Source organism: Rhodovulum viride (assembly GCF_003265965.1).
GTDB classification, from domain to species: domain Bacteria; phylum Pseudomonadota; class Alphaproteobacteria; order Rhodobacterales; family Rhodobacteraceae; genus Rhodovulum; species Rhodovulum kholense.
Genome location: NZ_MUAV01000009.1, coordinates 1 through 23,173, shown reverse-complemented (window position 1 = coordinate 23,173; position 23,173 = coordinate 1). Strand labels below are relative to the sequence as shown.

The following is a 23,173-nucleotide window of genomic DNA, read 5'->3' as shown; positions in this document are numbered from 1 at the left end:
GCGCGGGACCTGGGGTGATGCTGCGCAGTCTCGACATCCGGGACATGCTGATCATCGACCGGCTGGAGCTTGCGTTCCGGCCGGGGCTGAACGTGCTGACCGGCGAGACCGGCGCTGGCAAGTCGATCCTTCTCGATTCCCTGGGCTTCGTCCTGGGCTGGCGCGGCCGCGCCGATCTGGTGCGCACCGGCGCCGCCCAGGGCGAGGTGGTGGCGGTGTTCGAGCTGCCCGCCGGACACCCGGCCCGCGAGGTGCTGGCCGAGGCCGGGCTCGAGGCCGGGGACGAACTGATCCTGCGCCGGGTCAACAGCGCCGAAGGCCGCAAGACCGCCTGGGTCAACGACCGACGGGTCTCGGGCGAGGTTCTGCGGGCACTGTCGGACACGCTTGTGGAATTGCACGGCCAGCAGGATGACCGCGGGCTTCTCAATCCGCGCGGCCACCGTCAGCTGCTGGATGCCTTCGGCGGGCTCGACGCCCAGCTTGACGCCGTGCGGGCCGCCTGGCGCGCCCGCTCCCGTGCCGACCGCGCGGTCGCCGAGGCCGAAGCGCAGCTGGCCGCGCTCCGCGCCGAAGAGGATTTCCTGCGCCACGCGGTCGCCGAGATGACTGCTTTGGCGCCAGAGCCCGGCGAAGAGGCCGAACTCGACGCCCGCCGCCGCACCATGCAGGCGGCCGAGCGCATCCGCGAGGATATCGCCCGCGCCCATGCCGCCCTCGGCACCGGCGAGGGCGCCGAGGGGCGGATGGGCGACGCGCTGCGCTGGCTCGAGGGTGCGGCGGACCGGGCCGAAGGACTGCTCGAGGCGCCGCTGGCCGCGCTCTCGCGCGCGCTGATCGAGCTGGGCGAGGCGGTGCAGGGGGTGGAGGACTGCCTCGAGGCGCTCGATTTCGATCCGGGCGCGCTGGAAACGACGGAAGAGCGGCTTTTCGCGATCCGGGCGCTGGCGCGCAAGCATGGCGTTCTGCCCGACGATCTGGGCCGTCTGGCCGAGGACCTTCAGACCCGGTTGACGGCGCTCGATGCCGGCGAGGGCGATCTGGCCGGGCTGCGGCGGGCGGCAGAGACCGCGCGGGCGGCCTTTGACACGGCGGCGGCGGCGCTGAGCGAGGCCCGCCGCGCGGCGGCAGTCCGGCTCGACGCGGCGATGGCGGGCGAACTTGCGCCGCTGAAGATGGAACGGGCCATCTTTTCGACCGGGATCGCCGAGGCCGAGCCCGGCCCGGAGGGTCGCGATGCGGTGGCCTTCACCGTGGCGACCAATCCGGGCGCGCCCGCGGGGCCGCTGAACCGGATCGCGTCCGGGGGCGAGCTGTCCCGGTTCCTGCTGGCGCTGAAGGTCTGCCTCGTGCGGGGGGCAAGCTCGCTGACGCTTATCTTCGACGAGATCGACCGCGGTGTCGGCGGGGCCACGGCCGATGCGGTTGGCCGGAGGCTGGCAGCCCTGGCGGGCTCGGCCCAGGTGCTGGTCGTGACCCATTCGCCCCAGGTCGCCGCGCAAGGCGATCATCACTGGCGTGTGGAAAAGCGTGTCGAGGGGGACGTGACGCTGTCGACCGTGACGCCCCTCGATGCCGCGGCGCGGGTCGATGAAATCGCCCGGATGATGTCGGGCGACACCGTGACCGATGCGGCGCGGGCCGCGGCGCGGGCGCTTCTGTCCTCTTGAGAGTCAAAGGCCCGGGCCAGGCGCGATTTTTCTGCGAAAAATCGGGGCCGGGGCGCGCGGGCGGTCAGTTACCGCCCTGCCCGGCCTCGATCTTGCGCCAGCGCGCGACGTTGCGATTATGCTCGTCGAGGGTCTGGGCGAAGGCATGGCCGCCCGTCCCGTCGGCCACGAAATAGAGATAGTCCGTGGTTTCAGGGTTCAGAGTGGCCTCGATCGAGGCGCGGCCCGGATTGGCGATGGGCGTCGGCGGCAGGCCGTCGATCAGATAGGTATTGTAAGGTGTCTGCCGCGCCAGTTCGCTTTGCCGGATGCCGCGGCCGAGCGGGGCCTTGCCGTCCGTCAGCCCGTAGATCACGGTCGGATCGGTCTGCAACCGGATGCCCCGTTCCAGCCGGTTCACGAAGACACTCGCGACCCGGCGGCGCTCGTCCGGCACGCCGGTCTCCTTCTCGACGATCGAGGCCAGAACCAGCGCCTCTTCCTTGCTGGCCAGCGGCAGCCCCTCGGCGCGCGTCTCCCAGAGCCGGTCCAGAAGCGCGCTTTGCCGCTCCGCCATCTCGGCCAGAAGGGTCCCCCGGTCCATCCCGGGCGTCACTTCGTAGCTGTCCGGGGCAAGGCTGCCCTCTGCCGGAACCTCGGCAATCTCGCCCTTGAGAAACGCCGCCTGTTTCAGTTCCTCGACCACCTGCCAACTGGTCACGCCCTCGGCCAGCGTCACCCGGTAGCGCAGATCGGGTTCGGCCATCAGCGCGTCATAGCCCTCGGGCACCTCGCCCGCCCGGGGGTCGAAGGCCAGCACCTCCTCATAGCGCCCGGTCGCCGGATCAAGCGTCCGGACCTGCAGCTCGGCGCTGGCGATGCCGATCCGGAAATTGACATCCGTGCCGCAGGTCGAGCGGCCCGCGCGGGTCACCAGATCGACGATCTCTTCCATCGAGGACTGGGCCGGCAGCAGGAAGCTGCCCGCCTTCAATTCGGCATCCTTGCCCGCATAGCGCGCCCCGAGCCGGAAGATCAGCGGATGGCTGACGGCCCCCTCGCCGCCCAGATCGCGCGACACCCCGGCCATGGTCGAGCCCGGCTCGACCCGCAGGCAGATCGCGGTCTCAAGCGGTCCCGGCGCGGCATATTTCTGCTTGGCCCAGATCACCAGGCCGCCCGCCAGCAGCAGCACCACGATGAACAGCGTCAGCGCGTTCGAGGCGACAGCCTTCCACATCAGCGGTCCCCGCGGCCCATCACGAGCGACGCATTCGTGCCGCCGAAGCCGAAGGAATTCGACAGCGCGACGCCGATCTCGCGCCGGACCGCCGCCTTGGGCGCGAGGTCGATCCGCGCCCCCTCGGGCGGCGTGTCGAGGTTCAGCGTGGGCGGCGCCACCTGGTCGCGCAGCGCGAGGATGCAGAAGATGGCCTCGACCGCCCCCGCAGCCCCCAGAAGGTGGCCGATCGAGGATTTGGTCGAGGACATGGTGGTGCGTTCCGCAGCCTCGCCCAGCAGCCGCTCGACCGCGCCCAGCTCGATGGTGTCGGCCATGGTCGAGGTGCCATGGGCGTTGATGTAGTCGATATCGGACGGGGCCAAGCCCGCGCGCTTCAGGGCCGCCTGCATCGAGCGGAAGCCGCCATCGCCATCCTCGGCCGGCGCCGTGATGTGATAGGCGTCGCCCGACAGCCCGTATCCCAGCACCTCGGCATAGATCTTCGCGCCGCGGGCCTTGGCGTGTTCCAGCTCCTCGAGGATCACGACGCCCGCGCCCTCGCCCATCACGAAGCCGTCGCGCGCGGCATCCCAGGGCCGCGAGGCGGTCTCGGGCGCATCGGCGCGCTTGGTCGACAGCGCCTTGCAGGCGTTGAAGCCCGCGATCCCGATCTCGGAGATCGGGCTTTCGGTGCCGCCCGCCACCATCACGTCGGCATCGCCCCACTGGATCAGCCGCGCCGCATCGCCGATGGCATGCGCCCCGGTCGAGCAGGCGGTCACCACCGCATGGTTCGGCCCCTTGAAGCCGAAGCGGATCGAGACCTGACCCGAGGCGAGGTTGATCAGTGCCGAGGGAATGAAGAAGGGCGACACCCGGCGCGGCCCCTTCTGCTGGATCAGCACCGCGGTATCGGCGATGGCATTCAGCCCGCCGATGCCCGAGCCGATCATCACGCCGGTGCGCTCGCGCTCGGCCTCGGTCTCGGGCACCCAGCAGGAATCGGCCACCGCCTGGGTCGCCGCCGCCATCGCGTAGAGGATGAAATCGTCGACCTTCCGGCGCTCTTTCGGCTCCATCCAGTCATCCGGGTTGAAGGTCCCGTCGGAGCCGTCGCCGAACGGGATCTCGGCGGCATAGGTCGTGACCACACGGCTTGCATCGAAGCGGGTGATCGGACCGATGCCCGACTGTCCCGCCAGCAGGCGCTTCCAGGTTTCCTCAACCCCACAGGCCAGCGGGGACACCATCCCCAGCCCGGTGACAACCACACGACGCATATGCCTCTCCTCGCTCTTGGCCCCGGCCCAGGCCCATTCCGGCGATCTGATACAGCGGTTTGGGCGCGATGGGCAAGGGAGCGGCTGTCCCAGCGGCGTTTTCGGCAAGCCACCGCGGCGATGGCAAACATTCGTCAACGGATTGCCGCAATACTTCGCTCTGCTCGCCGACAAAGGATGACACGCGCCATGGGACCCGGTCGCGCCATGTCTGTCTTGCCGCTCATCGCGCTGACCGCGCTTTTCCTGCTGACCGGGGCTCTGACCGGCGGCAGCGCGCTGCGCGCGGCGCCGCCCTGCCCGATGCATGACTGGCTGGTCTGGATCTATGTCGAAGGCGAAACCCTCGGCCGCGACGGACCCGGGCTGATCCGGCTGGATCACGCGCTGAAGCTGTCCGGGGCGGTCAAAAGCGCCGATACCGAACGCCTGTCGCGCCTGATGGGCAAGGTCGGTCTGGACGACGGGTTGCCGGTGGTCGCCGATTATGTCGGGCTGGTGGGTCAGCGGCTGAGCTTCGCGCCTCCCGAACCGGACACCCAGGAGGTGGCGCAGCGCATGCAGGGCTATCTGCAGGACCTGCGGTGCGGTGCCGATCCCGGCTGGCGGGCCGATCTGACCCTGCCCGAGACCGGCCCACCCGGGACCGAAGCCCGGCCGGTGCAAGCGGCCGGCGTGCTGTCCGAAGGCGCGGAGGGCGCACCCGATGCCGAGGACGCCCCGTCCGCGGCCCATGCCGTGGCGGCCACGCCAGAGCATTCCGCGCAGGGGGCCGAGCCCGCGACGCCACCCGAGACGTCTCCTGACAGCGAACTGGAGGCTCCGTCCGCCTCCCGTGGCGGTGCCGCCACCAGCACCGAGGCCCTGAAAGCCAAGCCCGGCTTCTCCGAAGACGCCATCAGCGACGGTCAGGTCGGCACCCGTCTGCCGTCGATGCTGAAACAGCCCGCGGCCGCCGGGCCGTTGCGCTGGATCCTGATGGGCGGCGTCGGGCTCGCCATTCTGGCCGCGATAGCCGGAACGGTGCTGGTGCTGCGCGCCCGGCTTCGACGCAAGGCACCGCGCACGGCCTGCCACATGAACGCGGTGCTGCGCCTGCCCGACAGCCGTTGCCCGACCGTTGCCGTCGACATCAGCCCGAACGGTGCCAAGCTCAATCTCACGACCGAACCTGAACCCGGCTTGCGGGGCACGCTGGAACTCAGCGGAGTCGAGGTTCCTTGCCGCATCGCCTGGTCGACTCATTTCTTCGTCGGGCTGGTCTTTCTGCGCACTCTTGAGAAGGCCGAGTTCGAAACCCTGTTGCACTGGCACCGCTGGGACAATGCCATTGAAACCGACAAGCCGGGTCAGGCAAAGACACCGAAGCGCGCCGAAGCGCCGGCCAGATCGCCTGGCGGTCCCCCGGCCGCCGCGACGGGCTCCGCCGGGGGCGGCCGCCCGCTCAAGGCATAGGCATCTCGGCCGCCTTCCTTTCCGCCGACAAAGCTTCGACCGGCCACCCGCTGGTCCGCCGGAAGAACCAACGTCAGGATTGGCGCTCCGGGGATTTGGGCCGGGCCAGGGCCAGGCGTCGCACTCCGAAGGGAGGGCCCCCACTCCGGCCGCCCAGCCGTACCGTCACGCGCGCCCCGAAGGAGCCGAACGGGACGTTCTCTGTCAGCCGAGTCCCCAGCGGAGACCGTCCCGGAGGTCATGGGGTGGTCTGTTCTGGCTCTGCCGCCGACCAACGACCCACCCTGTCCGGCAAAGGCGCCGTGACGGACGGTCTTCGCGAAGAGCGCCCGGCGTCGCATGGCGGCCGCCGCGCTTTCGCTTGGGCAGAGACGGGTCGGGCCTGCCGGAAGCCATCCCGGCACCGGCCCAACGGCCCGGCCCCGTCACTGCCGAGCCTGCCCACCGGCCTTCCGGGGGCGACCCGATCTAGGCTCGCGACCGGACAGCCCCCTTACTCGGTCCGATCCGTTCGATCGGAAGGGCCGTCGCCGAAAGTCCGGATTCGGTCTGGGGGACGTCGTTCCGGCCCTCGAGCCGCCTCACGCGCCTGTGGCCGGACGGGCCTTGCAGGGAGACCGCCAAACCGGCCAGACCACCGCCCCGGCTTTGACGGACGTGCAACCGCGAGGTCGGCGGATGCCGCATGCCAGGACGAGATTGCGAAGAAACCTTCCCCCGGGGCGGCCGCCCGGCCGCAGAGGTCACGCCGGACGGAGGCCCCGGATCTGCCCCGGCGAAATGCCGCGCCCGGGCATACAGGGGCGGACAGATCGCGGTCTGTCTCACATGAAAAAGGCGGCGCCCCGGGGGCACCGCCTTCTGATCCGTCAGAGGATCGGAGCCGCTCAGGCGGCGTCCTGGATGAACTTCACCGCGTCGCCGAAGGTCTGGATGGTTTCGGCCGCGTCGTCCGGGATCTCGATCCCGAATTCTTCCTCGAAGGCCATGACCAGTTCCACGGTGTCAAGGCTGTCCGCGCCCAGATCGTCGATGAACGAGGCGTTCTCGGTCACCTTGTCTTCCTCGACGCCCAGATGCTCGACGACGATCTTTTTCACGCGGTCCGCGATGTCGCTCATTTCCATTCCTCACATTTGCTCAGGCAGCGAGCCCGTCTTGATGCTGTTGGCCAGGAGAGGCCCTTTTCCCCGCGCGGGCGCGGGAGATGCAACGCGCGGGGTGCCCCCCGGCAAAAACTGCGCCGCCTATAACACATCGTTTACACGACGCAAACGCTTTCGCGTCGCAGGCGGCGGCGGGGTCAGACCATCACCATCCCGCCATTCACATGAACTGTCGCGCCGGTGACATAGCCCGCCTCGGGGCTGGCCAGATAGACCACGGCGGCGGCAATCTCTTCGGGGGTGCCCATGCGTCCCATCGGCACCGCGCCGAGGATTCCCGACTTCTGCTCGTCGGTCAACTTGTCGGTCATCGCGGTCTCGATGAAGCCGGGCGCCACGCAGTTGACCGTGACCCCGCGCGAGGCCAGTTCGTGCGCCAGCGACTTCGAAAGGCCCACAAGACCGGCCTTGGCCGCGCAGTAGTTCGCCTGCCCCGGATTGCCGGTGGTGCCGACCACCGAGGTGATGTTGACGATCCGGCCCCAGCGCGCCTTCATCATGCCGCGCATCGCACCCCGGCACAGCCGCATCGCCGCCGTCAGGTTGACGTCCAGCACCGACTGCCAGTCCTCGTCCTTCAGCCGCATGAACAGCATGTCGCGGGTGATGCCGGCATTGTTCACGAGGATGTCGAGCCCGCCCATGGCCTCGGCCGCGGCCTTCGGCAGCGCCTCGACGGCCTCGGGGTCCGAGAGGTTGCAGGGCAGCACATGGGCGCGCTCGCCGAGGTCTGCCGCCAGCTCTGCCAGCGGTGCCTCGCGGGTGCCCGACAGGCCGACGGTCGCGCCCTGCGCATGCAGCGCGCGCGCGATGGCGCCGCCGATGCCGCCCGAGGCGCCGGTCACCAGCGCGGTCTTTCCGGTCAGATCGAACATGTGGTCTTTCCTCCGTTCAGGCCGCGGCGTTCAAGCCGCCGCGTTCATGCTGTCGACGGCCGCGGTCACCTCTTCGGGCGAGCCGACCTGCCGGGTCGCGACCTCGCGCGCGATGCGCTTGACCATGCCCGACAGCGCCTTGCCCGCTCCGATTTCCCAGATGTCCGTGACGCCCTGCCCGGCCATCCAGGCGACGGATTCGCGCCAGCGGACGGCGCCGGTCACCTGCTCGACCAGCAGCGCCCGGATCATCGCCGGATCGGTCTCGCCGCAGGCGCGCACATTGGCCACGACCGGCACCAGCGGGGTCTCGATCTCGACATCGTCCAGCGCCTCGGCCATGGCGGTCGCCGCCGGCGCCATCAGCGCGCAGTGGAAGGGCGCCGAGACCGGCAGCATCACCGCACGCTTGGCGCCGCGCGCCTTGGCCAGCTCGACCGCACGCTCGACGGCCGCCGCATGGCCCGAAATCACCACCTGCGCCGGGTCGTTGTCATTGGCGGCCTGCACCACCTGCCCCGCCGCCGCCTCGGCCGCGATCTCGCGCACCGCAGCCAGATCGAGCCCCAGCAGCGCCGCCATCGCGCCCTCGCCGACCGGCACCGCCGCCTGCATCGCCTCGCCGCGCAGCCGCAGAAGCCGCGCGGTATCCGCGAGGCTGATCGCGCCCGCCGCGCACAGCGCCGAATATTCGCCCAGCGAATGGCCCGCCACGAAGGACGCGGCCGTCACCGACACGCCCTCGGCACCAAGCGCCGCCATCGCCGCCATCGAGGTCGCCATCAACGCCGGTTGCGCATTGCGGGTCAGCGTCAACTCGGCCTGATCGCCCTGCCAGATCAGCGCCGAGAGGCTTTCGCCCAGTGCCTCGTCGACCTCTTCGAACACGGCCCGGGCCTGCGGATAGGCGTCGGCCAGGGCCTTGCCCATGCCGATCGTCTGCGCCCCCTGGCCCGGAAATACGAATGCACGCATCGAATGCCCCTTGCCCTCACTTGTCTGGGCGTCGATCTAACGGCTTGGACCGGGCTTGCCAAGCGCGCGCGGACCGCGAGGGCGCCTCGCGCCGATCAGCCGCGGCGGGCAAGGAAGTCGGGGCCGCACAGATCCTCGACCTCGCGGGCCTCGATATTGGCGACGTTGCGCCGGACCCGGGCGGCGTGGCGGCGGGCCTCGACCGACTGGTTCGAGCCGCGCGCGATCTTGGCCGCCAGCTCCTGTTCCGAACGGGTATAGTAGTGATTGAGCTGCAGGTGATCGGCCGAATAGAAGGCCGGATCGGCGCGGCCCTTGTGGTCGGTCTGCTCGCCCCGGTCGTTCCAGGTGACGGCTTTCCCGCCGATCCAGACGCTGTGCACCTTGAGCGCGGTCACCCGCGTCGCATCGACCACCGTCTTGAAATTGGTCACCCCGCGCGCCCCGCTGAGCGGGTCGGCCGCGCGGCGGGTATAGTTCGCGACAATCCCGCCCTCGGGCGGGGCGTCATGGCCATTGCGGCCGAAATTGTGCCAGGGCAGCGTCACCGAGGGGATGTCGCCCAGATGGGCGAGCGCGGCGTCGAGGCTGTCGGCGCGTTTCGGCACCAGAAACTCGTCGGCATCGATGCAGGCCATCCAGCGATGGGCGCCCCCGAAATTGCGCAAGGCATGGGCATAGGCCAGCACCTGATTGTGGATCTCGCGCCCCGACCGTCCGTCGATCAGCTTCTGGTCCCAGGGCAGCAGGGTCAGCCGGTCGCCCAGAGCGGCGGCCAGTTCGGCGGCGGTGCCGTCGGTAGAGCCGTTGTCATAGGCGTAGACATGGGCGGCCCCGGCGGCGCGGTGGAAGCGTGCCCATTCGCCGATATGGCGCGCCTCGTTCCGCACGATCAGCACGATGGCCAGCCCTGCGCGGCCGGGCCGGGCCGCGGGTGGCGCGAAGGACAGTTTGGTGATCGGCCGCTTGAAGAACCCGCGCATGCTCGCTCCGGACAGACTGGACCGGCGCGACACTAGCGGGACGGCGGCCGGGATGCCAGCCGCCGTCCCGCCTGCCGGATCAGTTCGCGGCCTTGCCCGCCTCGATCGAGATATGGACCTCGACCTCGTCGCTGACCGCGGGCACGTATTCGCCCATGTCGAAGTCAGACCGCTTCAGCGTCGTGGTGGCGGCAAAGCCCAGCCAGTCGCGGTTTTCCATCGGATGGGTGCCGTGCCGGGTCAGGGTCGCGTCCAGCACCACCGGTTTGGTGATCCCGTTCAGGGTCAGATCGCCGGTGATCTTCGCGGTGTCGTCGCCGGTGACCTCGATATCGGTCGAGGTGAAGGTCACCAGATCGTTGTTCGCCGCGTCGAAGAAAGCGTCGGACATGAAATGCTCGAACCGCGCGTCCCAGCCGGTGAAAAGCACCTCGGTCGGGATCGAGACCGACACGCTGGAGGCCGCCGGGTCCTCGGCATCGAAGGCGATCTTGCCCTGCCAGCCCGAAAACAGGTTCCAGGTGGTCGAGAAGCCGAGATGTTCATAGGAGAACAGCACCTGGCTGTGGCCGGGATCGAGATCGTAGTCGACCGCGTCTGCGGAAGCCGGCAGCGCAGTCAGGGCGACAAGGGCGGCGGCAGCCGCGGCGTGGATCGGGTTCATGGACAACTCCTGTTCGTAGGTCGGATCCTTGGGTCGCACCGCCCGGGGGCGGTCCGCTGTGGCAGAGGTCGTCTTGCCCGCCACTCTGCGCAACTGCACAGAGACCCACAGACTCTGTTCGGCTCCGAACAGAGGTCATGGGCGCGAAACCCTGGCCCCGGCGCCCGACGCAGCCAGGCCCGCGCCCGGGTTGCATCGGGTGGCAATCCCTGTATAAGGCGCAGGTCCTTCCGACCGAACGGTATCCGGTGCGGCCTCTCGTGGGCGGGACGGAAGGTGTCGCAAGACCTCGCCCTTTGAAGTGCACCTGCAACAGAACTGGAGTATGCATGCCGCTTTACGAGCATGTCTTCATCGCGCGCCAGGACCTGTCCAACGCGCAGGCCGAAGGCCTTGTCGAACACTTCTCCACCGTCCTCGCGGATAACGGCGGCAAGGTCGTCGAAAGCGAGTACTGGGGCGTCAAGACGATGGCCTACAAGATCAACAAGAACCGCAAGGGCCATTACGCCTATCTGCGCACCGACGCCCCGGCGCCGGCGGTGCAGGAGATGGAACGCCTGATGCGGCTGCACGAGGATGTCATGCGCGTTCTGACCGTCAAGGTCGATGCCCATGAGGAAGGCCCCTCGGTGCAGATGCAGAAGCGCGAAGAACGCGGCGACCGCCGCGAGCGCCGTTGACCGTCCGCCTGAGCAAAGGAGCCTGAACCATGGCCGCAAAACCGTTTTTCCGCCGTCGCAAGGTCTGCCCCTTCTCCGGCGACAACGCGCCGAAGATCGACTACAAGGACACCCGTCTGCTGCAGCGCTACATCTCCGAGCGCGGCAAGATCGTGCCCTCGCGCATCACCGCCGTCTCGGCGAAGAAGCAGCGTGAACTGGCCCGCGCCATCAAGCGCGCCCGCTTCCTCGCCCTGCTGCCCTACGCCGTGAAGTAAGGAGCGACCCCATGCAAGTGATCCTTCTGGAACGCGTGGCCAAGCTTGGCCAGATGGGCGAAGTCGTCAACGTCAAGGACGGCTATGCCCGCAACTTCCTGCTGCCGCAGGGCAAGGCGCTGCGCGCCAACGCGACCAACATCGCCCGCTTCGAGGCCGACAAGGCCCAGCTCGAGGCGCGCAACCTCGAGACCAAGAAAGAAGCCGAGGCGCTGGCCGGGAAACTGGACGGTCAGCAATTCATCGTGATTCGCTCGGCCTCTGACGGCGGCGCGCTTTACGGCTCGGTCACGCCCCGCGACATCTCGGACGCCGCGACCGAGGCCGGCTTCACTGTCGACCGCAAGCAGGTCGTGCTGGCCGGTCCGATCAAGGAACTGGGCCTGCATACGGTCCATGTCCTGCTGCACCCCGAGGTCGATGTGACCGTGGCGGTCAACGTCGCCCGCTCGGCCGAAGAGGCCGAACTGCAGGCTTCGGGCAAGTCGATCCAGGAACTGGCCGCCGAGGAAGAAGCCGCCGCCGAGTTCGAGATCCAGGAACTGTTCGACGATATCGGGTCGGCCGCGTCCGACGACGAGGACGACGAGCAGGCCTGATCGCCCGCGACACCTGTTGCACGCCTTTGAAACGCGCCGTCCCTTCGGGGGCGGCGCTTTTCGTTTGCGGGCCAGCCCGATCCGAGCGGCGGGTCCCCTTCCGCCCCGATGATGAAGCTATGACGCGGATCAGGATACAATCGCCTCGATTTTGATAGCTTTATTTCCCGGAGGAAGAAAATGTTGCCCGAAAGTTCCGTTGAAGACATCCGAGAGTCCGGCCGCGTCATCACGCCGGCCGCCGAGGCCGACAAGACCAAGCTCGGTCCGCTGAAGGACCTTCCCGGCCGCTGGAGCAACGACGCCCTGCCCGGCCGCGGCTGGAACATCATCGCCCTGCCCTTCTTCGAAGGCCCGTTCAAGTACCGCCTGCTGATGAACCAGTATAACGAGGACCTGACCTTCGAGATCGCCGATACCGGGGTGCCGAACCGCGGCATCGAGACCGCCGCCGCCGGGATCAGCGGCGACCAGTTCGTCGTCGCGCTGGACTATCAGCAGGTGACGACCCAGATCGCCGCCGCCGACTTTCCCGAAAGCGGGCTGAAGGCCCGGAACGAGACGCCGATCCATCACGAGCCGGGCCTGTTCCTGCACATGACCAACAAGGCCAGGTCGGACGAGGCGCTGGGCACCTTCGACGTCGCGCGGCTGGGCACCATCCCGCACGGGGATTCCGTGCTGGCGCTGGGCACTGTCAAAAAGAGCCTCGGCATCCCGCCGATGAGCGGCCTGCCGGTCGGCTCCCGTCTGGGTCACACCGTGCTGGACGAAGTGCTGAAGCCGGTCGACGAGGCCAACCGCAACGACTATGTCGCGCCCTACCGCCATTTTCACCACGCCCCGTTCAAGGGCACGCTGGCGGGCCTTCCGGACTTCCCGGGTTTCGAGCCGGTCGATACCACACGGCTGCTGCGCGAGGCGATTGCGGGCGAGACCGTGCTGGAAACCACCGTGCTCGATTTCGACACCACCATCGAAAGCGGCGGCATCCTGAACATTCCCTTCGTGGTCGACGAGGCCAATGCCACCTCGATGCGCTCGATCTTCTGGATCCACAAGGTCAAGGGCAACAGCCCCGACAAGCCGCGCATGCTGCTGCAATATGCGCAATTCGTGTTCCTGGACTTCTTCCCGCGCGGCGACGGCTCGCCGGGGCTGATCCGCTGGCCGCACATCTCGATCAACACCATGGAAAAGGTCGAGGACGACCCGAAGCCCATGTACGCCATGGTCCGCGACGGCAAGTTCGACAGCAGCGTCGCCTGATCGCCCCACGACCGGGCGCGCAAGAAAAAGGCCGCCCCGGGGGGCGGCCTGTCCTCTCCCTGGCCTCCGGAGTTCCCGGAGCCGCGGGTCTTATTCTTCTTCGAGCTTCTCGACAGCGGCCTGCAGCTCGTCCTTGCTGACCGGCTTTTCGGTCACGTCGGCCAGTTCGAAGACATAGTCGACGACCTTGTCCTCGAAGAGCGGCGCCCGGATCTGCTGCTGCAGCGCCTGGTTCTGGCGGACATATTCGAAGAACTGACGTTCCTGACCGGGGAACTGGCGCGCCTGGGCCAGAACCGCCTGGGTCATCTCGTTGTCCGACACCGACACCTCGGCCTTGCGGCCGATCTCGGCCAGAAGCAGGCCCAGACGCACGCGGCGTTCGGCGAGCTTCAGATGCTCTTCGGTCGGCTCGATGGCGCCATGGTCATGGCCGTGATCGTCGGGATGCTCTTCGTGATACAGCTGGTGGGCGATCTGCCCGGCCTCGGCCTCGAGCAGGCTCGGGGGCACCTCGAAGCTCACCGCCTCGTCCAGCGCGTCCAGCAGGGCGCGTTTCATCACGGCGCGGGCGGCACCGCCGAATTCGGCCTTCAGACGCTCGGCCACCTGGCCTTTCAGCGCCTCCAGATCCTCGGCGCCGAACTGCTTGGCCAGATCGTCGTCGATCTCGGCCGATTTCGGCGCCTTGACCGCCTTGACGGTGACGTCGAAGGTGGCTTCCTTGCCCTTGAGGTTCTCGGCCCCGTAGTTTTCCGGGAAGGTGACGGTGACGGTCACCTCATCCTCGGCCTTGGCGCCGACCAGCTGATCCTCGAAACCGGGGATGAAGCTGTCCGAGCCCAGAACCAGCGGATAATCCTCGGCCGAGCCGCCCTCGAAGGGCTCGTCGCCCAGCTTGCCGACGAAGTCGATGATGACCTGATCGCCTTCCTTGGCCTTCGAGCCCTTGCGGCGGTCGGTATAGGTCTGGGCGGTGGCGGCCAGCTTTTCCAGAGCCTCGGTGATCTCGGCATCGGCCGGTTCCACCACCAGCTTTTCAAGCTTGATCGCCTTGAGGTCGGTTTCCGGGATCTCGGGCAGCGCCTCGTAGGTCATCTCGACGGTGACGTCATCGCCGGGCTTCCAGTCCTCGTTGGTCATCTTGACCTGGGGCTGCATCGCCGGGCGGTCGCCGGTTTCCTCGAAATGGCTGCTCATGGCGCCGTCGATGGTTTCCTGCATGGACTCGCCCATCAGACGCTCGCCGAACTGCTTTTTCAGCAGCGGCATCGGGACCTTGCCCTTGCGGAAGCCCTTCATCTCGATCTGGGGCTGGGCCTCGGCGAGCTTCTCGTTGACCTTCGCCTCCAGTTCGGCGGCGGTCACGGTGATCGTGTAGCCGCGCTTCAGGCCGTCTTTCAGGGTCTCGGTGACCTGCATCTGCGTATCGTCCTTCTCATCCATTCGGGGCGGGACCGGCGGGGAGATCCCCCAAGGCCAGGCGGCGCCAGCCCCAACATTCGACGCCGGTCGTTCGGAAACAACCATATGATTTCTTCGTTTCCGGGGCACGGGTCCGGGTACAGGGGTACGCCGGTCGGTTACACCGGGAAACGCTTCCGGCGCCTTCTACGCGAGCCCGCCCCGTGGGGCAAGGGGCTCGACGGCCCGAAAGGCAGACCGACACGCGGCCCGGGCGGGCCTTCGCCCCCGGGCGGCGGCGCCCTGTCCGGCAGGGGCCGGATCAGAGCCCGTAAAGATCGGGGAAGCTGACCTTGCCGGTCCAGGAGGGATAAAGAAAGCTGCCCTCGTCGGTGTCGATCGACACACAGCGCGACAACAGCCAGTTGCGGGCCGCCGGGCCATCGGCGCAGGCGTCGATCTCGCCCAGCGAGCGGCCGAGCGACAGGAAGCCCGCGACGATGGCCGAGGCCGCCGAGCTGCCGCCGAAGCGGCAGAAATACGACCCGAACTCGCGCAGCCCCTCGGGCGGCTCGTCGCTGGCATAGGGGCTGTAGGAATAGCCGTGGCGGCCCGGCACGTCGGTCGAGACGATCTCGAAATGCGAGAATTTGCGGTTGTCGTTATGGGGCGGGCACAGCCGGTCGGCAAAGCGCGCCTGCTGCTCGTCGAGCCGGACCGAGACCCGGTCGAAGGTTTCCGCGTCGTTGCTGGGCGCCAGCAGCGTCGCGCCCGCCACCTGCGAATAGCCCGCGACCATGCCCTTGGCATTGGCCGCGCCGACCGCGATGACGCCGTTATGTTCGCTGGCCAGATTGGCCGGATAGATGCCGCCGCTTTCCTGCGAATTGCCCGCCGCGCAGATGACGGGGCGGCGCATCGAGACCGCTACGATCAGCCGGGCGAGTTCATCCCAGAGCGCGCGCTCGCGCGGCGGGATCTCGACCTGGGTCGCAAGCGCGCCCAGATCCTCGCCATCGAGATCGACGCTGGCCAGTTCGGGCACGATCCGCCCCGGATCGGGGATCGAGCGCGGCAGCAGCACCACATCGGCGCCGATGATCTCGGCATACAGGAAGGCCAGGATCAGCATTTCGGGATCGGTGTCGAAATTTGTCGAGATCGGCACCAGCTCGCAGAACGGATCGACGCCCGCATAGGGCAGCGGCACCGAAAGCGCCTGCGCGCCCGCGCCGCGATACTCGGCCGCGATCTCGACCAGCGCCGGACGCGCGCCGACGAGCCCCGCGATGGCGGTGCCATGGTTCGAGAAATCGGGCGAGGTCGCGGGCGCCACGCCGTTCACATGGGCGATGGCCCCGGGCGACAGCCGGTCAACCAGCTCGCCCAGCAGCGCGCGCGTCTCGGGCAGATCGTCGGCCACGGTGGTTGCCAGATTGGGCAGATCGAGCGTCAGGCGGTGATCGCCCGGATGGCAGGGAAAGGCCCCGAGCCGGTTCGAGAAGAAGTCGATGGCCAGATCGCGCGCGATCGCGGGCACGAGGCAGGGATGATCGACCGCGACCGAGGTGTCGATCACCGCCACGCGGCTTTTGCGGCCCTTGCAGGGCTTGGGCCCGTCGCGCAGCAGGCCCAGCACGCCGATGCTTTCCAGATGCCAGAGCGCGGCATAGTCGTCATAGATCTCGCGGCCCTGCGGCCGGCGGGTATCGTCACCGAACATCTCAGATCCACTCCTTCTGGGCGGCAAGCATCTGGTCCCGGCACACGACCTCCAGGACCGGCAGGATCATCCGGGCTAGGTCATGCCCCGCCCGCGTGTCGCTGGGATAGTGCAGCCCCGCCCATTCGCGGTTCTCGGCCACCCGGCGCGCGGCGACGAAGACCTCGGAACTGGCCGGATGCTCGGGCACGATCCGCGACAGCACGAAGGCGACCGAAAAGGACTGGAACGAGTGGTTCGACGGATAGGAGGCATGCGCCGGGATCGGCAGGAACGGCCTGAGGCGCGGCTCGACATTGTTGGGGCGCAGGACGTCGAAGCGTTCCTTGTAGCGCAGGCCGATCTCGTCGCACAGAAGCAGCACCAGCAGCACCAGACCGATGGTCGCCGAATAACCCGACCGCCCCTCGATGCCATAGGGGCGCAGATAGGCCGACAGTTCCAGCCGGCTTTCGCGCAGGATTTCCTCGCGGCGCATCGCCTCTTCCCCCCGCCGGAGCCGCACCTGCTTTTTCAGTAGCTCGATGGCTTCGGCGCGCAGCTGGTCAAGCGCAGGCGGCAGCGCCACCGGCAGGTCGATCCATTTCGGCTCCATCCCGTACAGCGCCGCGCGTTCCCGCCAGGGCTCCAGCGTCAGCTGCGCGCCATCGGTATCGGCGCCGCTTTCGCGGTTCTCGCTGGCATTCCGGTTGCGGTTGCGGTTCCGGTTGCGATTGCGGTTCCGGTTCAGGCTGGACCGGTTCATCGCCAGAAGCGTCGACAAGGACCCGCCCGCCGCCGCCTCTCCGGCGTCGAAGCCGGGAAATCCGGCATCGCTCAGGCTGCCCCCCGCGCCTTTCAGCACAAGACCGGTCGTCGAGACGACGAATTCGGCCTTCTTCAATATCTCCAAGGAATTGCTCACCTTTCCCCCCTCAACATCCGGCACGGGCAAGGCCCTCCAGAACATGGTCGCAGGCCTCGCGGCGCGGCAGCCGGAACCGCATTTCGCGCGTTTCGCGGTCGGCGAAACCGGGATCGAGCGCCAGCAGATCGGCGCGCAGCGTCTCGGCCGCGTCGCCCTCGCCCAGATGGCCCAGCGCCGCCAGCGTGTAGCGCATCGCCGCGTTGAACCGCGGCTGCTTGACCAGCGCGCAGCGGCCAAGCTGGACCGCGCGGGCGTGATCGCCCGTCAGCATCGCCACCATGCAGGCTGTGGTCTCGTAGGTATAGCTGATGGGGCTGTACTTGCCGAGATTGACCGCCCGTTCCGAAGCGGCGCGGGCGCGGTCGAGATCGCCGCAATAAAGCTCGTGCAGCGCCAGATGGTCCCAGACAAAGGCCTGCATCGGGTTCAGCTTGACCGCGCGGCCGAAGATCTCGGCGGCGATGTCGTGGCGGTCCAGCACGAAGCCCATGACATGGCCGATGCAGGCCAGCGCAATCGAGTTGAACGGATTGTCCTGCAGGATGTCCATCGCCAGCGCCTCGGTCCGCTCGCGCCGCTCGGCGTCCCAGCCGCCGATATTCTCGCCCAGCGCAAAGGAACTGGCATAGGCGCTGAGGCTCGGGAACAGGCTGTTCTCGGTGCGCTCGTTCAGCCGGTCCAGAACCTCGGTCGTCGCCTGCATGCGCGCGGGGTCGAGGTCGAACATGCCCGCCAGCACGCCATAGCCGATCAGCGCGCTGTAGTCGTTGCGGATGCCGGTCGGGCCGTCGCGGGTGCTGCCGATGATCTTGGCCATATGGTCGACATTCTGCGCCACGAACTGGTTGGTCAGCGCGAATTCGTCCTCGTAGAAATCCTTCTGCCGGGTCTGCATCGACTGGCTGAGCACCAGCGAATTGGAGCCGTTCTCGTAGACGAGGAAACTGACCGAGACGGTGTCGCCCACCACAAGCGTGCGGGTCCGGATCAGGAAATCGGGTTCGCCCTGGCGCGGTTCGGGCGCGCCCGCCCCCGCCTCGCGCAGATCGACGATCTGCACCGGGTGATAGTCGCGCAGCGCGCGGGCCACGGATTCGATGATGTAATCGCCGATGAAGGCCCCGCTTCTCAGCCCGCCATGGACGATCCCGGGCAAGAGCCCGATCTCGATCCCCCGCGGCATCCGCCGCGCGGCGGGCGCGGCCGTCGGGCGCGCGGGTCCGGTGGGGAGTCCGGCCTTTCGGGCTGCGGGGCCGCCCGACCCGATCTCGTCGCGCAGCCGCGCCCAGGCGGACCGCTCCAGCGTCAGCCAGTCCTCGAATTCCTCGTCGGGAATGTCGAGCCCTTCCAGCAGGTCGGCGCCCGAGTCCACCCCCGCCGGCAGCCGCCCGCCCCCCTCGCGGATCGCCCGAAGATCGACCCAGAGCCGGTCGAGATCGAGGCAGAGCGCGTTACGGTCCGTGGTCAGGAGCGTATCGTCCACCGCCTTCAGCGCGCGCTTCAGTTCATAGACCGACTGGCGCAGGCTGCCCGAGGCGCGGCCCTCGTCGCTTTCGCTCCAGAGCTTGTCGCGCAACCAGATCCGCGTGCGCGTGCCCCGCGGCGACAGCGCCAGCAGCGCCAAAAGTGCCTGCGCCTTGCGGCTTTTCGGCGTGATGTCGCGCCCCTCGGCATCGGTCAGGCAGAGCGCCCCCAGCAGGTGCAACCGCGCGTTTCCGCTTCCTGTCTCCCTCCCGGTCATGTCCGTCCCCCCAGACGTCAGCGACAGGCCCGGCGGGCCCCGGATCCGGGGCCCGCGCTCCGATTCGAATGTCAGACTCGAATTGGTCTTGATTTAACGCTAACCCGGTTCCGTCAGGCCATCGTTAATTTTCCGGTAGCTTTCGGCCTGCGCGCCTGGCCGTCAGGGACGGCCCGCCTGCGGCAAAGCGTACCCGCCGCGCGCTTCTCAGCCTGTCGTCAACCCGCTATAGGCGGTCCGAGGACGAAGGAGACCGCCAGCCATGCCCGAGCTTTCCCCCGAACGCGGCGAGCCCGTGATCCGCACCATCGCCATGCCCGCCGACACCAACCCGGCGGGCGACATCTTCGGCGGCTGGCTGATGTCGCAGATGGACCTTGCCGCGGGCAGCGTGGCGGCGCGGGTCGCGCGCGGGCGCGCCGCGACCATCGCGGTCGAAGGCATGCAGTTTCTCAAGCCGGTGAAGGTCGGCGACGAGGTCACGCTTTATGCCAAGCTGGTCAAACGCGGTCGCAGCTCGATGACCATCGAGGTCCGGGCCTGGCACCGGCCGCGCTGTCAGGAATGGAGCGAACAGGTCACCAAGGGCCTCTTCACCTTCGTCGCCATCGACGACTCGGGCCGGTCGCGCCCCCTGCCCGACCCGGTTCAGGCAGGCTGAGACGGCCCGCAAACGGCCGGGGCGGCTCAGAACGCCTTGAAGGTCAGCGTGGTCAGCGACCGGTCAATGCCCGGAATGTCCAGCAGCCGGTCATTGACGAACTTGCCCACATCCTCGGATTTCGGGATGTAAAGCTTCATCAGCAGATCGTAATCGCCGCTGGTCGAGTAAAGCTCGGAATGGATCTCGCGCAGCACGATCTCTTCGGCCACCTCATAGGTCTTGCCCGGGCGGCAACGCAGTTGCACGAAGACGCAAGTGGTCATGGGCGGCTCCTTCTCGGCTGATGCCGCGCAAACCTACCAGAGCCCCGGGCACCTTCAAGCCGCAATCGCCCGTGCCGCACGGCCCCCCTCTTGGCCCGGCGCCCGCCCGCGCCTATAAGCGGCCCGGACCCACTGGCGGAGGCACCCATGCGGACGGCGAAGATCACGCGCAAGACGGCCGAAACCGACATTTCCGTCGAGATCGGCCTCGACGGCACCGGACGCTACGACATCGCGACCGGCGTCGGCTTCTTCGACCACATGCTGGACCAGCTGGCCCGCCATTCGCTGATCGACATGACCGTGCGCTGTCAGGGCGACACCCATATCGACGACCATCACAGCGTCGAGGATGTGGGCATTGCCCTCGGTCAGGCGCTGGCCAAGGCGCTGGGCGACAAGCGCGGCATCCGCCGCTACGGGTCCTGCCTCCTGCCGATGGATGATGCGCTGGTGCGCGCGGCCCTCGATCTGTCGGGGCGACCCTATCTGGTCTGGTCGGTCGATTTCCCGACCCAGAAGATCGGCGGCTTCGACACCGAACTGGTGCGCGAGTTCTTCCAGGCACTGTCGACCCATGGCGGGATCACGCTGCATGTCGACGGGCTGCACGGGATCAACAGCCACCATATCGCCGAAGCGGCCTTCAAGGCGGTGGCGCGCGCGCTGCGCGACGCGGTCGAAACCGATCCGCGCAAGGCCGATGCCATTCCGTCCACCAAGGGGGCGCTTTAGAGAGATGCTGACCGCCATCGTCGATTACGAGTCGGGCAACCTGCATTCCGCCCAGAAGGCCTTCGAGCGTGTCGCCCGCGAAACCGGGGCGGGCACGGTCGCGATCACCTCTGACCCCGACACGATCCGACGCGCCGACCGCGTGGTGCTGCCGGGCGACGGGGCCTATCCGGCCTGCCACCGCGCGCTGTTCGATCATCGCGGCGTCTTCGAGGCCATTGAAGAGGCCGTGGTCGCGGGCGGGCGGCCCTTCCTCGGGATCTGCATCGGCATGCAGATGATGGCCAGCCGCGGCCATGAATACGAGGAAACCCCGGGTTTCGACTGGATCGGCGGCGAGGTGGTGCGGATCGAGCCCGCCGAGGCGCATCTGAAGGTGCCGCATATGGGCTGGAACGATCTGGTGCTGGACGCGGCGCACCCGGTTCTGGACGGCATCGCGACCGGCGATCACGCCTATTTCGTCCATTCCTACCAGTTCCGCGTCGCCGATCCGGCGCACCGGCTGGCGCATTGCGACTATGGCGGCCCGGTCACCGCCATCGTCGGGCGGGGCACCATGGTGGGCACCCAGTTCCACCCGGAAAAGAGCCAAGCGACCGGGCTGCGGCTGATTGCCAATTTCCTCGGCTGGGCGCCCTGAACCTGAGCGCCCTGAACCCTAACCTTCGGGAAAGACCCGCCGCGCCAGCAGCACCCGCGACAGCGCGGTCACGAAACAGAGCGCGCCGAAGCCCCAGGCCAGCGGCGCGAACCAGGACGGGATCAGACAGATCGCGACGAAGAAGGCGATGGTTTCGGTCCCTTCCAGCAACCCTCCGGTGAAATAGAGCGACTTCACGCCACGCGCGCGGGTCTCCATCTTGCGGCGTTCGGCCAGGATCGCAAAGCCGAGGAAGGTGGCACCGTTCACATAGAAGCTGGTCAGCAGGAAAGCCCCCGCCGCCCCGTTCGCGGCCGGGTCGAGCAGCACGAAGCCCAGCGGCACCGCGCCATAGACCAGGAAATCGGCAACGATATCGAGATAGCCGCCGAAATCGGTCTTGCGGCTGGCCCGCGCCACCGCGCCGTCAAGCCCGTCGGCCAGCCGCCCGGCCAGCATCGGCCAAAGCGCAAGCCCCGGCACCCCCAGCGCGATCAGCCCCGCCGCCGCGAGCCCGAGGCCGAGCCCCGCCAGCGTCACCCCGTCCGCCGTGACCCCCCGCGCCGCCAGCCGCTGGCCCAGCCTATCGAGCGGCGGGTCGATCAGACGGCGCATCATCCCGTCAAGCATGCCTGTCCCCCTTCTGCCGCGCCCCAGACTGCCGCCGCAGGGCGCCCGGCCGCAAGCCCCGACAGGGCCCGGTCCCGGCCCGATCCCGCCGAATCGGACGGGTCCCCCGCCGCAAAGGGAGGGACGCTGCGCGCACAGGTTACCGAAATGATCGCTCCACTTGTCTTGAGCACCCGACGTCCCAATGGCTTACCGGATCCTGAGCGTGGCCCATGACGCCCGCGCGAAAAGATCGCCTTAGGGCAGTTACTCTAGATCTGATTGCATTCGAGTTCGGGAAAGGGTGTCCCATGTCCGCTGTCTTCAAGAAGATCCCCGTGCGGATCTACGCCATCGTTCTGTTGTCGCTGGCGCTTTCGTCTTTGCTTTTTGTCTTGCTGATGTCGCGTGCCACGGATCTGGCCTACAAGATCCGCGAAGCCGAACTGCACGATCTGACCGGACAGGCGGTCAGCCTTCTGGAAGACCTCGACCGGCAGGTGACGGCCGGTGAAATCGGCCTCGAAGAGGCCCAGGCGCGCGGCCAGGCGCTTCTGACCTCGCTGCATTTCGGCGAGTCCGGTTACATCTTTGCCATCGACCACGACCTTGTGGTGCGGGTGCATCCGACCATGCCCGACTGGGTGGGCACCAGCCAGGCCGACTATTCCGACGTCAACGGGCTGAAGATCTTCCAGGAGATGCGCAAGGTCGCGCAAGCCGACGGCAAGGGCTGGATCAGGTACTGGTTCAAGAAACCGGGCGCGACCGAGGCCGAGATGAAGGTCAGCTTCATCGAGGACTTCAAACCCTGGGGCTGGATGGTCGGCACGGGGGCCTATGTCGCGGATATCGAGGAAGAACTTGCCGCGATCCGGACGCCTGCCATTATCACGCTCGTGATCGGCATATTGCTGATGGTGGCGGTTTCGACCGTGCTGATCCGCAGCGTCACCGGGCCGCTTGCGGCGTTGGTGAAATCCATGGGCGATGTCGCCAATGCGCGCTACGATGCCGACATCCCCGCGGCAAAGCGCCAGGACGAAATCGGCGTTCTGGGGCGCGATCTGGCCGCGTTCCGCGACAAGCTCGCCGAGTCCGAACGGCTTGCCGCCGCCCGCGAGGAGGACCGCCGCGAACAGGAACGCGTGGTGACCGATCTGGGTGTGGGGCTGCGGGCGCTGTCCGAGGGCGATCTGACCCGGACCATCGACACGACCTTCGCGCCGGCCTACGAACAGCTGCGTCAGGACTTCAACGCCACCGTCGACACGCTGAACGCGCTGATGGGCGAAATCGTCGAGAACTCGACCGAGATCACCACCCGCGCCGAGGAAATCAGCGGCGCCTCTGACGACCTGTCGCGCCGAACCGAGAACCAGGCCGCCACGCTGGAAGAGACCGCCG

Annotated in this window: 23 protein-coding genes; 10 read left to right on the top strand and 13 right to left on the bottom strand. The window is 68.0% G+C overall.

Going from position 1 to position 23,173, the window contains the following annotated elements; genetic code table 11:
- The first annotated feature begins 17 nt into the window (after window positions 1-17).
- Window positions 18-1,670, top strand: coding sequence for a DNA repair protein RecN (gene recN, locus BYZ73_RS09305; RefSeq protein WP_112315748.1), 1,653 nt, complete (start codon window positions 18-20; stop codon window positions 1,668-1,670).
- Window positions 1,671-1,734: 64 nt separating this feature from the next.
- Here the strand turns inward: recN and mltG are convergent, their stop codons facing one another.
- On the bottom strand, window positions 1,735-2,889 hold the full coding sequence (mltG, locus tag BYZ73_RS09300) for an endolytic transglycosylase MltG (RefSeq protein WP_112315747.1): 1,155 nt from the start codon (window positions 2,887-2,889) through the stop codon (window positions 1,735-1,737).
- Window positions 2,889-4,151: a beta-ketoacyl-ACP synthase II gene (fabF, locus tag BYZ73_RS09295; RefSeq protein WP_112315746.1), complete on the bottom strand. Its 1,263-nt coding sequence runs from the start codon at window positions 4,149-4,151 to the stop codon at window positions 2,889-2,891. Before fabF ends, mltG begins: the two co-directional genes overlap by 1 nt.
- Window positions 4,152-4,340: 189 nt before the next feature.
- On the opposite strand from fabF, the gene BYZ73_RS09290 reads away from it, so the two are divergent.
- Window positions 4,341-5,606, top strand: coding sequence for a PilZ domain-containing protein (locus BYZ73_RS09290; RefSeq protein WP_181498014.1), 1,266 nt, complete (start codon window positions 4,341-4,343; stop codon window positions 5,604-5,606).
- 887 nt (window positions 5,607-6,493) lie between these two features.
- Here the strand turns inward: BYZ73_RS09290 and BYZ73_RS09285 are convergent.
- The 5 genes from BYZ73_RS09285 to BYZ73_RS09265 form a co-directional block, all read right to left on the bottom strand.
- Window positions 6,494-6,727, bottom strand: coding sequence for an acyl carrier protein (locus BYZ73_RS09285; protein ID WP_075786557.1), 234 nt, complete (start codon window positions 6,725-6,727; stop codon window positions 6,494-6,496).
- A gap of 182 nt (window positions 6,728-6,909) precedes the next feature.
- Window positions 6,910-7,647, bottom strand: coding sequence for a 3-oxoacyl-[acyl-carrier-protein] reductase (gene fabG / locus BYZ73_RS09280; RefSeq protein ID WP_108027809.1), 738 nt, complete (start codon window positions 7,645-7,647; stop codon window positions 6,910-6,912).
- 30 nt (window positions 7,648-7,677) lie between these two features.
- A complete protein-coding gene (gene fabD / locus BYZ73_RS09275; protein ID WP_108027810.1) occupies window positions 7,678-8,622 on the bottom strand; it encodes an ACP S-malonyltransferase in 945 nt (314 codons plus the stop codon).
- Window positions 8,623-8,717: 95 nt separating this feature from the next.
- Window positions 8,718-9,605, bottom strand: coding sequence for a glycosyltransferase family 92 protein (locus tag BYZ73_RS09270; RefSeq protein WP_112315744.1), 888 nt, complete (start codon window positions 9,603-9,605; stop codon window positions 8,718-8,720).
- Window positions 9,606-9,684: 79 nt separating this feature from the next.
- The gene (locus tag BYZ73_RS09265) at window positions 9,685-10,269 is read right to left on the bottom strand and encodes a YceI family protein (protein WP_112315743.1); all 585 of its coding nucleotides are present in this window, start codon (window positions 10,267-10,269) and stop codon (window positions 9,685-9,687) included.
- Window positions 10,270-10,598: 329 nt separating this feature from the next.
- On the opposite strand from BYZ73_RS09265, the gene rpsF reads away from it, so the two are divergent.
- The 4 genes from rpsF (at window position 10,599) to BYZ73_RS09245 (ending at window position 13,077) form a co-directional block, all read left to right on the top strand.
- Window positions 10,599-10,952 carry a 30S ribosomal protein S6 gene (gene rpsF / locus BYZ73_RS09260; RefSeq protein WP_075786562.1) on the top strand — a complete coding sequence of 118 codons (354 nt, stop codon included), beginning with the start codon at window positions 10,599-10,601 and terminating at the stop codon, window positions 10,950-10,952.
- 29 nt (window positions 10,953-10,981) lie between these two features.
- Window positions 10,982-11,209: a 30S ribosomal protein S18 gene (gene rpsR, locus BYZ73_RS09255; protein WP_005982441.1), complete on the top strand. Its 228-nt coding sequence runs from the start codon at window positions 10,982-10,984 to the stop codon at window positions 11,207-11,209.
- A gap of 11 nt (window positions 11,210-11,220) precedes the next feature.
- Window positions 11,221-11,808: a 50S ribosomal protein L9 gene (rplI, locus tag BYZ73_RS09250; RefSeq protein WP_112315742.1), complete on the top strand. Its 588-nt coding sequence runs from the start codon at window positions 11,221-11,223 to the stop codon at window positions 11,806-11,808.
- A 183-nt stretch (window positions 11,809-11,991) separates the two neighbouring features.
- Window positions 11,992-13,077 (top strand): heme-binding protein, encoded by a 1,086-nt coding sequence (locus BYZ73_RS09245; RefSeq protein ID WP_181498013.1) that lies wholly within the window; start codon window positions 11,992-11,994, stop codon window positions 13,075-13,077.
- A gap of 90 nt (window positions 13,078-13,167) precedes the next feature.
- Here the strand turns inward: BYZ73_RS09245 and tig are convergent, their stop codons facing one another.
- The 4 genes from tig to BYZ73_RS09225 form a co-directional block, all read right to left on the bottom strand.
- Window positions 13,168-14,499 carry a trigger factor gene (gene tig / locus BYZ73_RS09240; RefSeq protein ID WP_112315848.1) on the bottom strand — a complete coding sequence of 444 codons (1,332 nt, stop codon included), beginning with the start codon at window positions 14,497-14,499 and terminating at the stop codon, window positions 13,168-13,170.
- 304 nt (window positions 14,500-14,803) lie between these two features.
- A complete protein-coding gene (locus BYZ73_RS09235; protein ID WP_112315741.1) occupies window positions 14,804-16,204 on the bottom strand; it encodes a S8/S53 family peptidase in 1,401 nt (466 codons plus the stop codon).
- Window position 16,205: 1 nt separating this feature from the next.
- Window positions 16,206-17,108, bottom strand: coding sequence for a phosphatase PAP2 family protein (locus tag BYZ73_RS09230; protein WP_245895755.1), 903 nt, complete (start codon window positions 17,106-17,108; stop codon window positions 16,206-16,208).
- A gap of 10 nt (window positions 17,109-17,118) precedes the next feature.
- Complete coding sequence (locus BYZ73_RS09225) at window positions 17,119-18,852, bottom strand: AfsR/SARP family transcriptional regulator (protein WP_146746280.1); 1,734 nt, start codon at window positions 18,850-18,852, stop codon at window positions 17,119-17,121.
- 262 nt (window positions 18,853-19,114) lie between these two features.
- Here BYZ73_RS09225 and BYZ73_RS09220 point away from each other — a divergent pair, with 262 nt between their 5' ends.
- Window positions 19,115-19,513, top strand: a complete 399-nt coding sequence (locus tag BYZ73_RS09220) for an acyl-CoA thioesterase (RefSeq protein ID WP_108027817.1) — start codon at window positions 19,115-19,117, stop codon at window positions 19,511-19,513.
- A gap of 26 nt (window positions 19,514-19,539) precedes the next feature.
- Here the strand turns inward: BYZ73_RS09220 and BYZ73_RS09215 are convergent, their stop codons facing one another.
- On the bottom strand, window positions 19,540-19,779 hold the full coding sequence (locus tag BYZ73_RS09215; protein ID WP_075786569.1) for an Lrp/AsnC family transcriptional regulator: 240 nt from the start codon (window positions 19,777-19,779) through the stop codon (window positions 19,540-19,542).
- A 147-nt stretch (window positions 19,780-19,926) separates the two neighbouring features.
- Between BYZ73_RS09215 and hisB the strand changes: the two genes are divergently transcribed.
- Together hisB and hisH are read left to right on the top strand one after the other, a co-directional pair.
- Window positions 19,927-20,514, top strand: a complete 588-nt coding sequence (gene hisB, locus BYZ73_RS09210) for an imidazoleglycerol-phosphate dehydratase HisB (RefSeq protein WP_112315739.1) — start codon at window positions 19,927-19,929, stop codon at window positions 20,512-20,514.
- A 4-nt stretch (window positions 20,515-20,518) separates the two neighbouring features.
- A complete protein-coding gene (gene hisH / locus BYZ73_RS09205) occupies window positions 20,519-21,157 on the top strand; it encodes an imidazole glycerol phosphate synthase subunit HisH (protein ID WP_108027819.1) in 639 nt (212 codons plus the stop codon).
- Window positions 21,158-21,175: 18 nt separating this feature from the next.
- Here hisH and BYZ73_RS09200 read toward each other — a convergent pair whose 3' ends face one another.
- On the bottom strand, window positions 21,176-21,787 hold the full coding sequence (locus BYZ73_RS09200) for a CDP-alcohol phosphatidyltransferase family protein (RefSeq protein ID WP_112315738.1): 612 nt from the start codon (window positions 21,785-21,787) through the stop codon (window positions 21,176-21,178).
- A gap of 290 nt (window positions 21,788-22,077) precedes the next feature.
- On the opposite strand from BYZ73_RS09200, the gene BYZ73_RS09195 reads away from it, so the two are divergent.
- On the top strand, window positions 22,078-23,173 hold a 1,096-nt coding region (locus BYZ73_RS09195; RefSeq protein WP_181498012.1), incomplete at its 3' end, for a cache domain-containing protein.

Bases quoted from the DNA above. Each gene is read 5' to 3' on its own strand.
- recN (WP_112315748.1), top strand. From the start codon at position 18: ATGCTGCGCAGTCTCGACATCCGGGACATGCTGATCATCGACCGGCTG.
- mltG (WP_112315747.1), bottom strand. From the start codon at position 2,889: ATGTGGAAGGCTGTCGCCTCGAACGCGCTGACGCTGTTCATCGTGGTG.
- fabF (WP_112315746.1), bottom strand. From the start codon at position 4,151: ATGCGTCGTGTGGTTGTCACCGGGCTGGGGATGGTGTCCCCGCTGGCC.
- BYZ73_RS09290 (WP_181498014.1), top strand. From the start codon at position 4,341: ATGGGACCCGGTCGCGCCATGTCTGTCTTGCCGCTCATCGCGCTGACC.
- BYZ73_RS09285 (WP_075786557.1), bottom strand. From the start codon at position 6,727: ATGAGCGACATCGCGGACCGCGTGAAAAAGATCGTCGTCGAGCATCTG.
- fabG (WP_108027809.1), bottom strand. From the start codon at position 7,647: ATGTTCGATCTGACCGGAAAGACCGCGCTGGTGACCGGCGCCTCGGGC.
- fabD (WP_108027810.1), bottom strand. From the start codon at position 8,622: ATGCGTGCATTCGTATTTCCGGGCCAGGGGGCGCAGACGATCGGCATG.
- BYZ73_RS09270 (WP_112315744.1), bottom strand. From the start codon at position 9,605: ATGCGCGGGTTCTTCAAGCGGCCGATCACCAAACTGTCCTTCGCGCCA.
- BYZ73_RS09265 (WP_112315743.1), bottom strand. From the start codon at position 10,269: ATGAACCCGATCCACGCCGCGGCTGCCGCCGCCCTTGTCGCCCTGACT.
- rpsF (WP_075786562.1), top strand. From the start codon at position 10,599: ATGCCGCTTTACGAGCATGTCTTCATCGCGCGCCAGGACCTGTCCAAC.
- rpsR (WP_005982441.1), top strand. From the start codon at position 10,982: ATGGCCGCAAAACCGTTTTTCCGCCGTCGCAAGGTCTGCCCCTTCTCC.
- rplI (WP_112315742.1), top strand. From the start codon at position 11,221: ATGCAAGTGATCCTTCTGGAACGCGTGGCCAAGCTTGGCCAGATGGGC.
- tig (WP_112315848.1), bottom strand. From the start codon at position 14,499: ATGCAGGTCACCGAGACCCTGAAAGACGGCCTGAAGCGCGGCTACACG.
- BYZ73_RS09235 (WP_112315741.1), bottom strand. From the start codon at position 16,204: ATGTTCGGTGACGATACCCGCCGGCCGCAGGGCCGCGAGATCTATGAC.
- BYZ73_RS09225 (WP_146746280.1), bottom strand. From the start codon at position 18,852: ATGACCGGGAGGGAGACAGGAAGCGGAAACGCGCGGTTGCACCTGCTG.
- BYZ73_RS09220 (WP_108027817.1), top strand. From the start codon at position 19,115: ATGCCCGAGCTTTCCCCCGAACGCGGCGAGCCCGTGATCCGCACCATC.
- BYZ73_RS09215 (WP_075786569.1), bottom strand. From the start codon at position 19,779: ATGACCACTTGCGTCTTCGTGCAACTGCGTTGCCGCCCGGGCAAGACC.
- hisB (WP_112315739.1), top strand. From the start codon at position 19,927: ATGCGGACGGCGAAGATCACGCGCAAGACGGCCGAAACCGACATTTCC.
- hisH (WP_108027819.1), top strand. From the start codon at position 20,519: ATGCTGACCGCCATCGTCGATTACGAGTCGGGCAACCTGCATTCCGCC.
- BYZ73_RS09200 (WP_112315738.1), bottom strand. From the start codon at position 21,787: ATGCTTGACGGGATGATGCGCCGTCTGATCGACCCGCCGCTCGATAGG.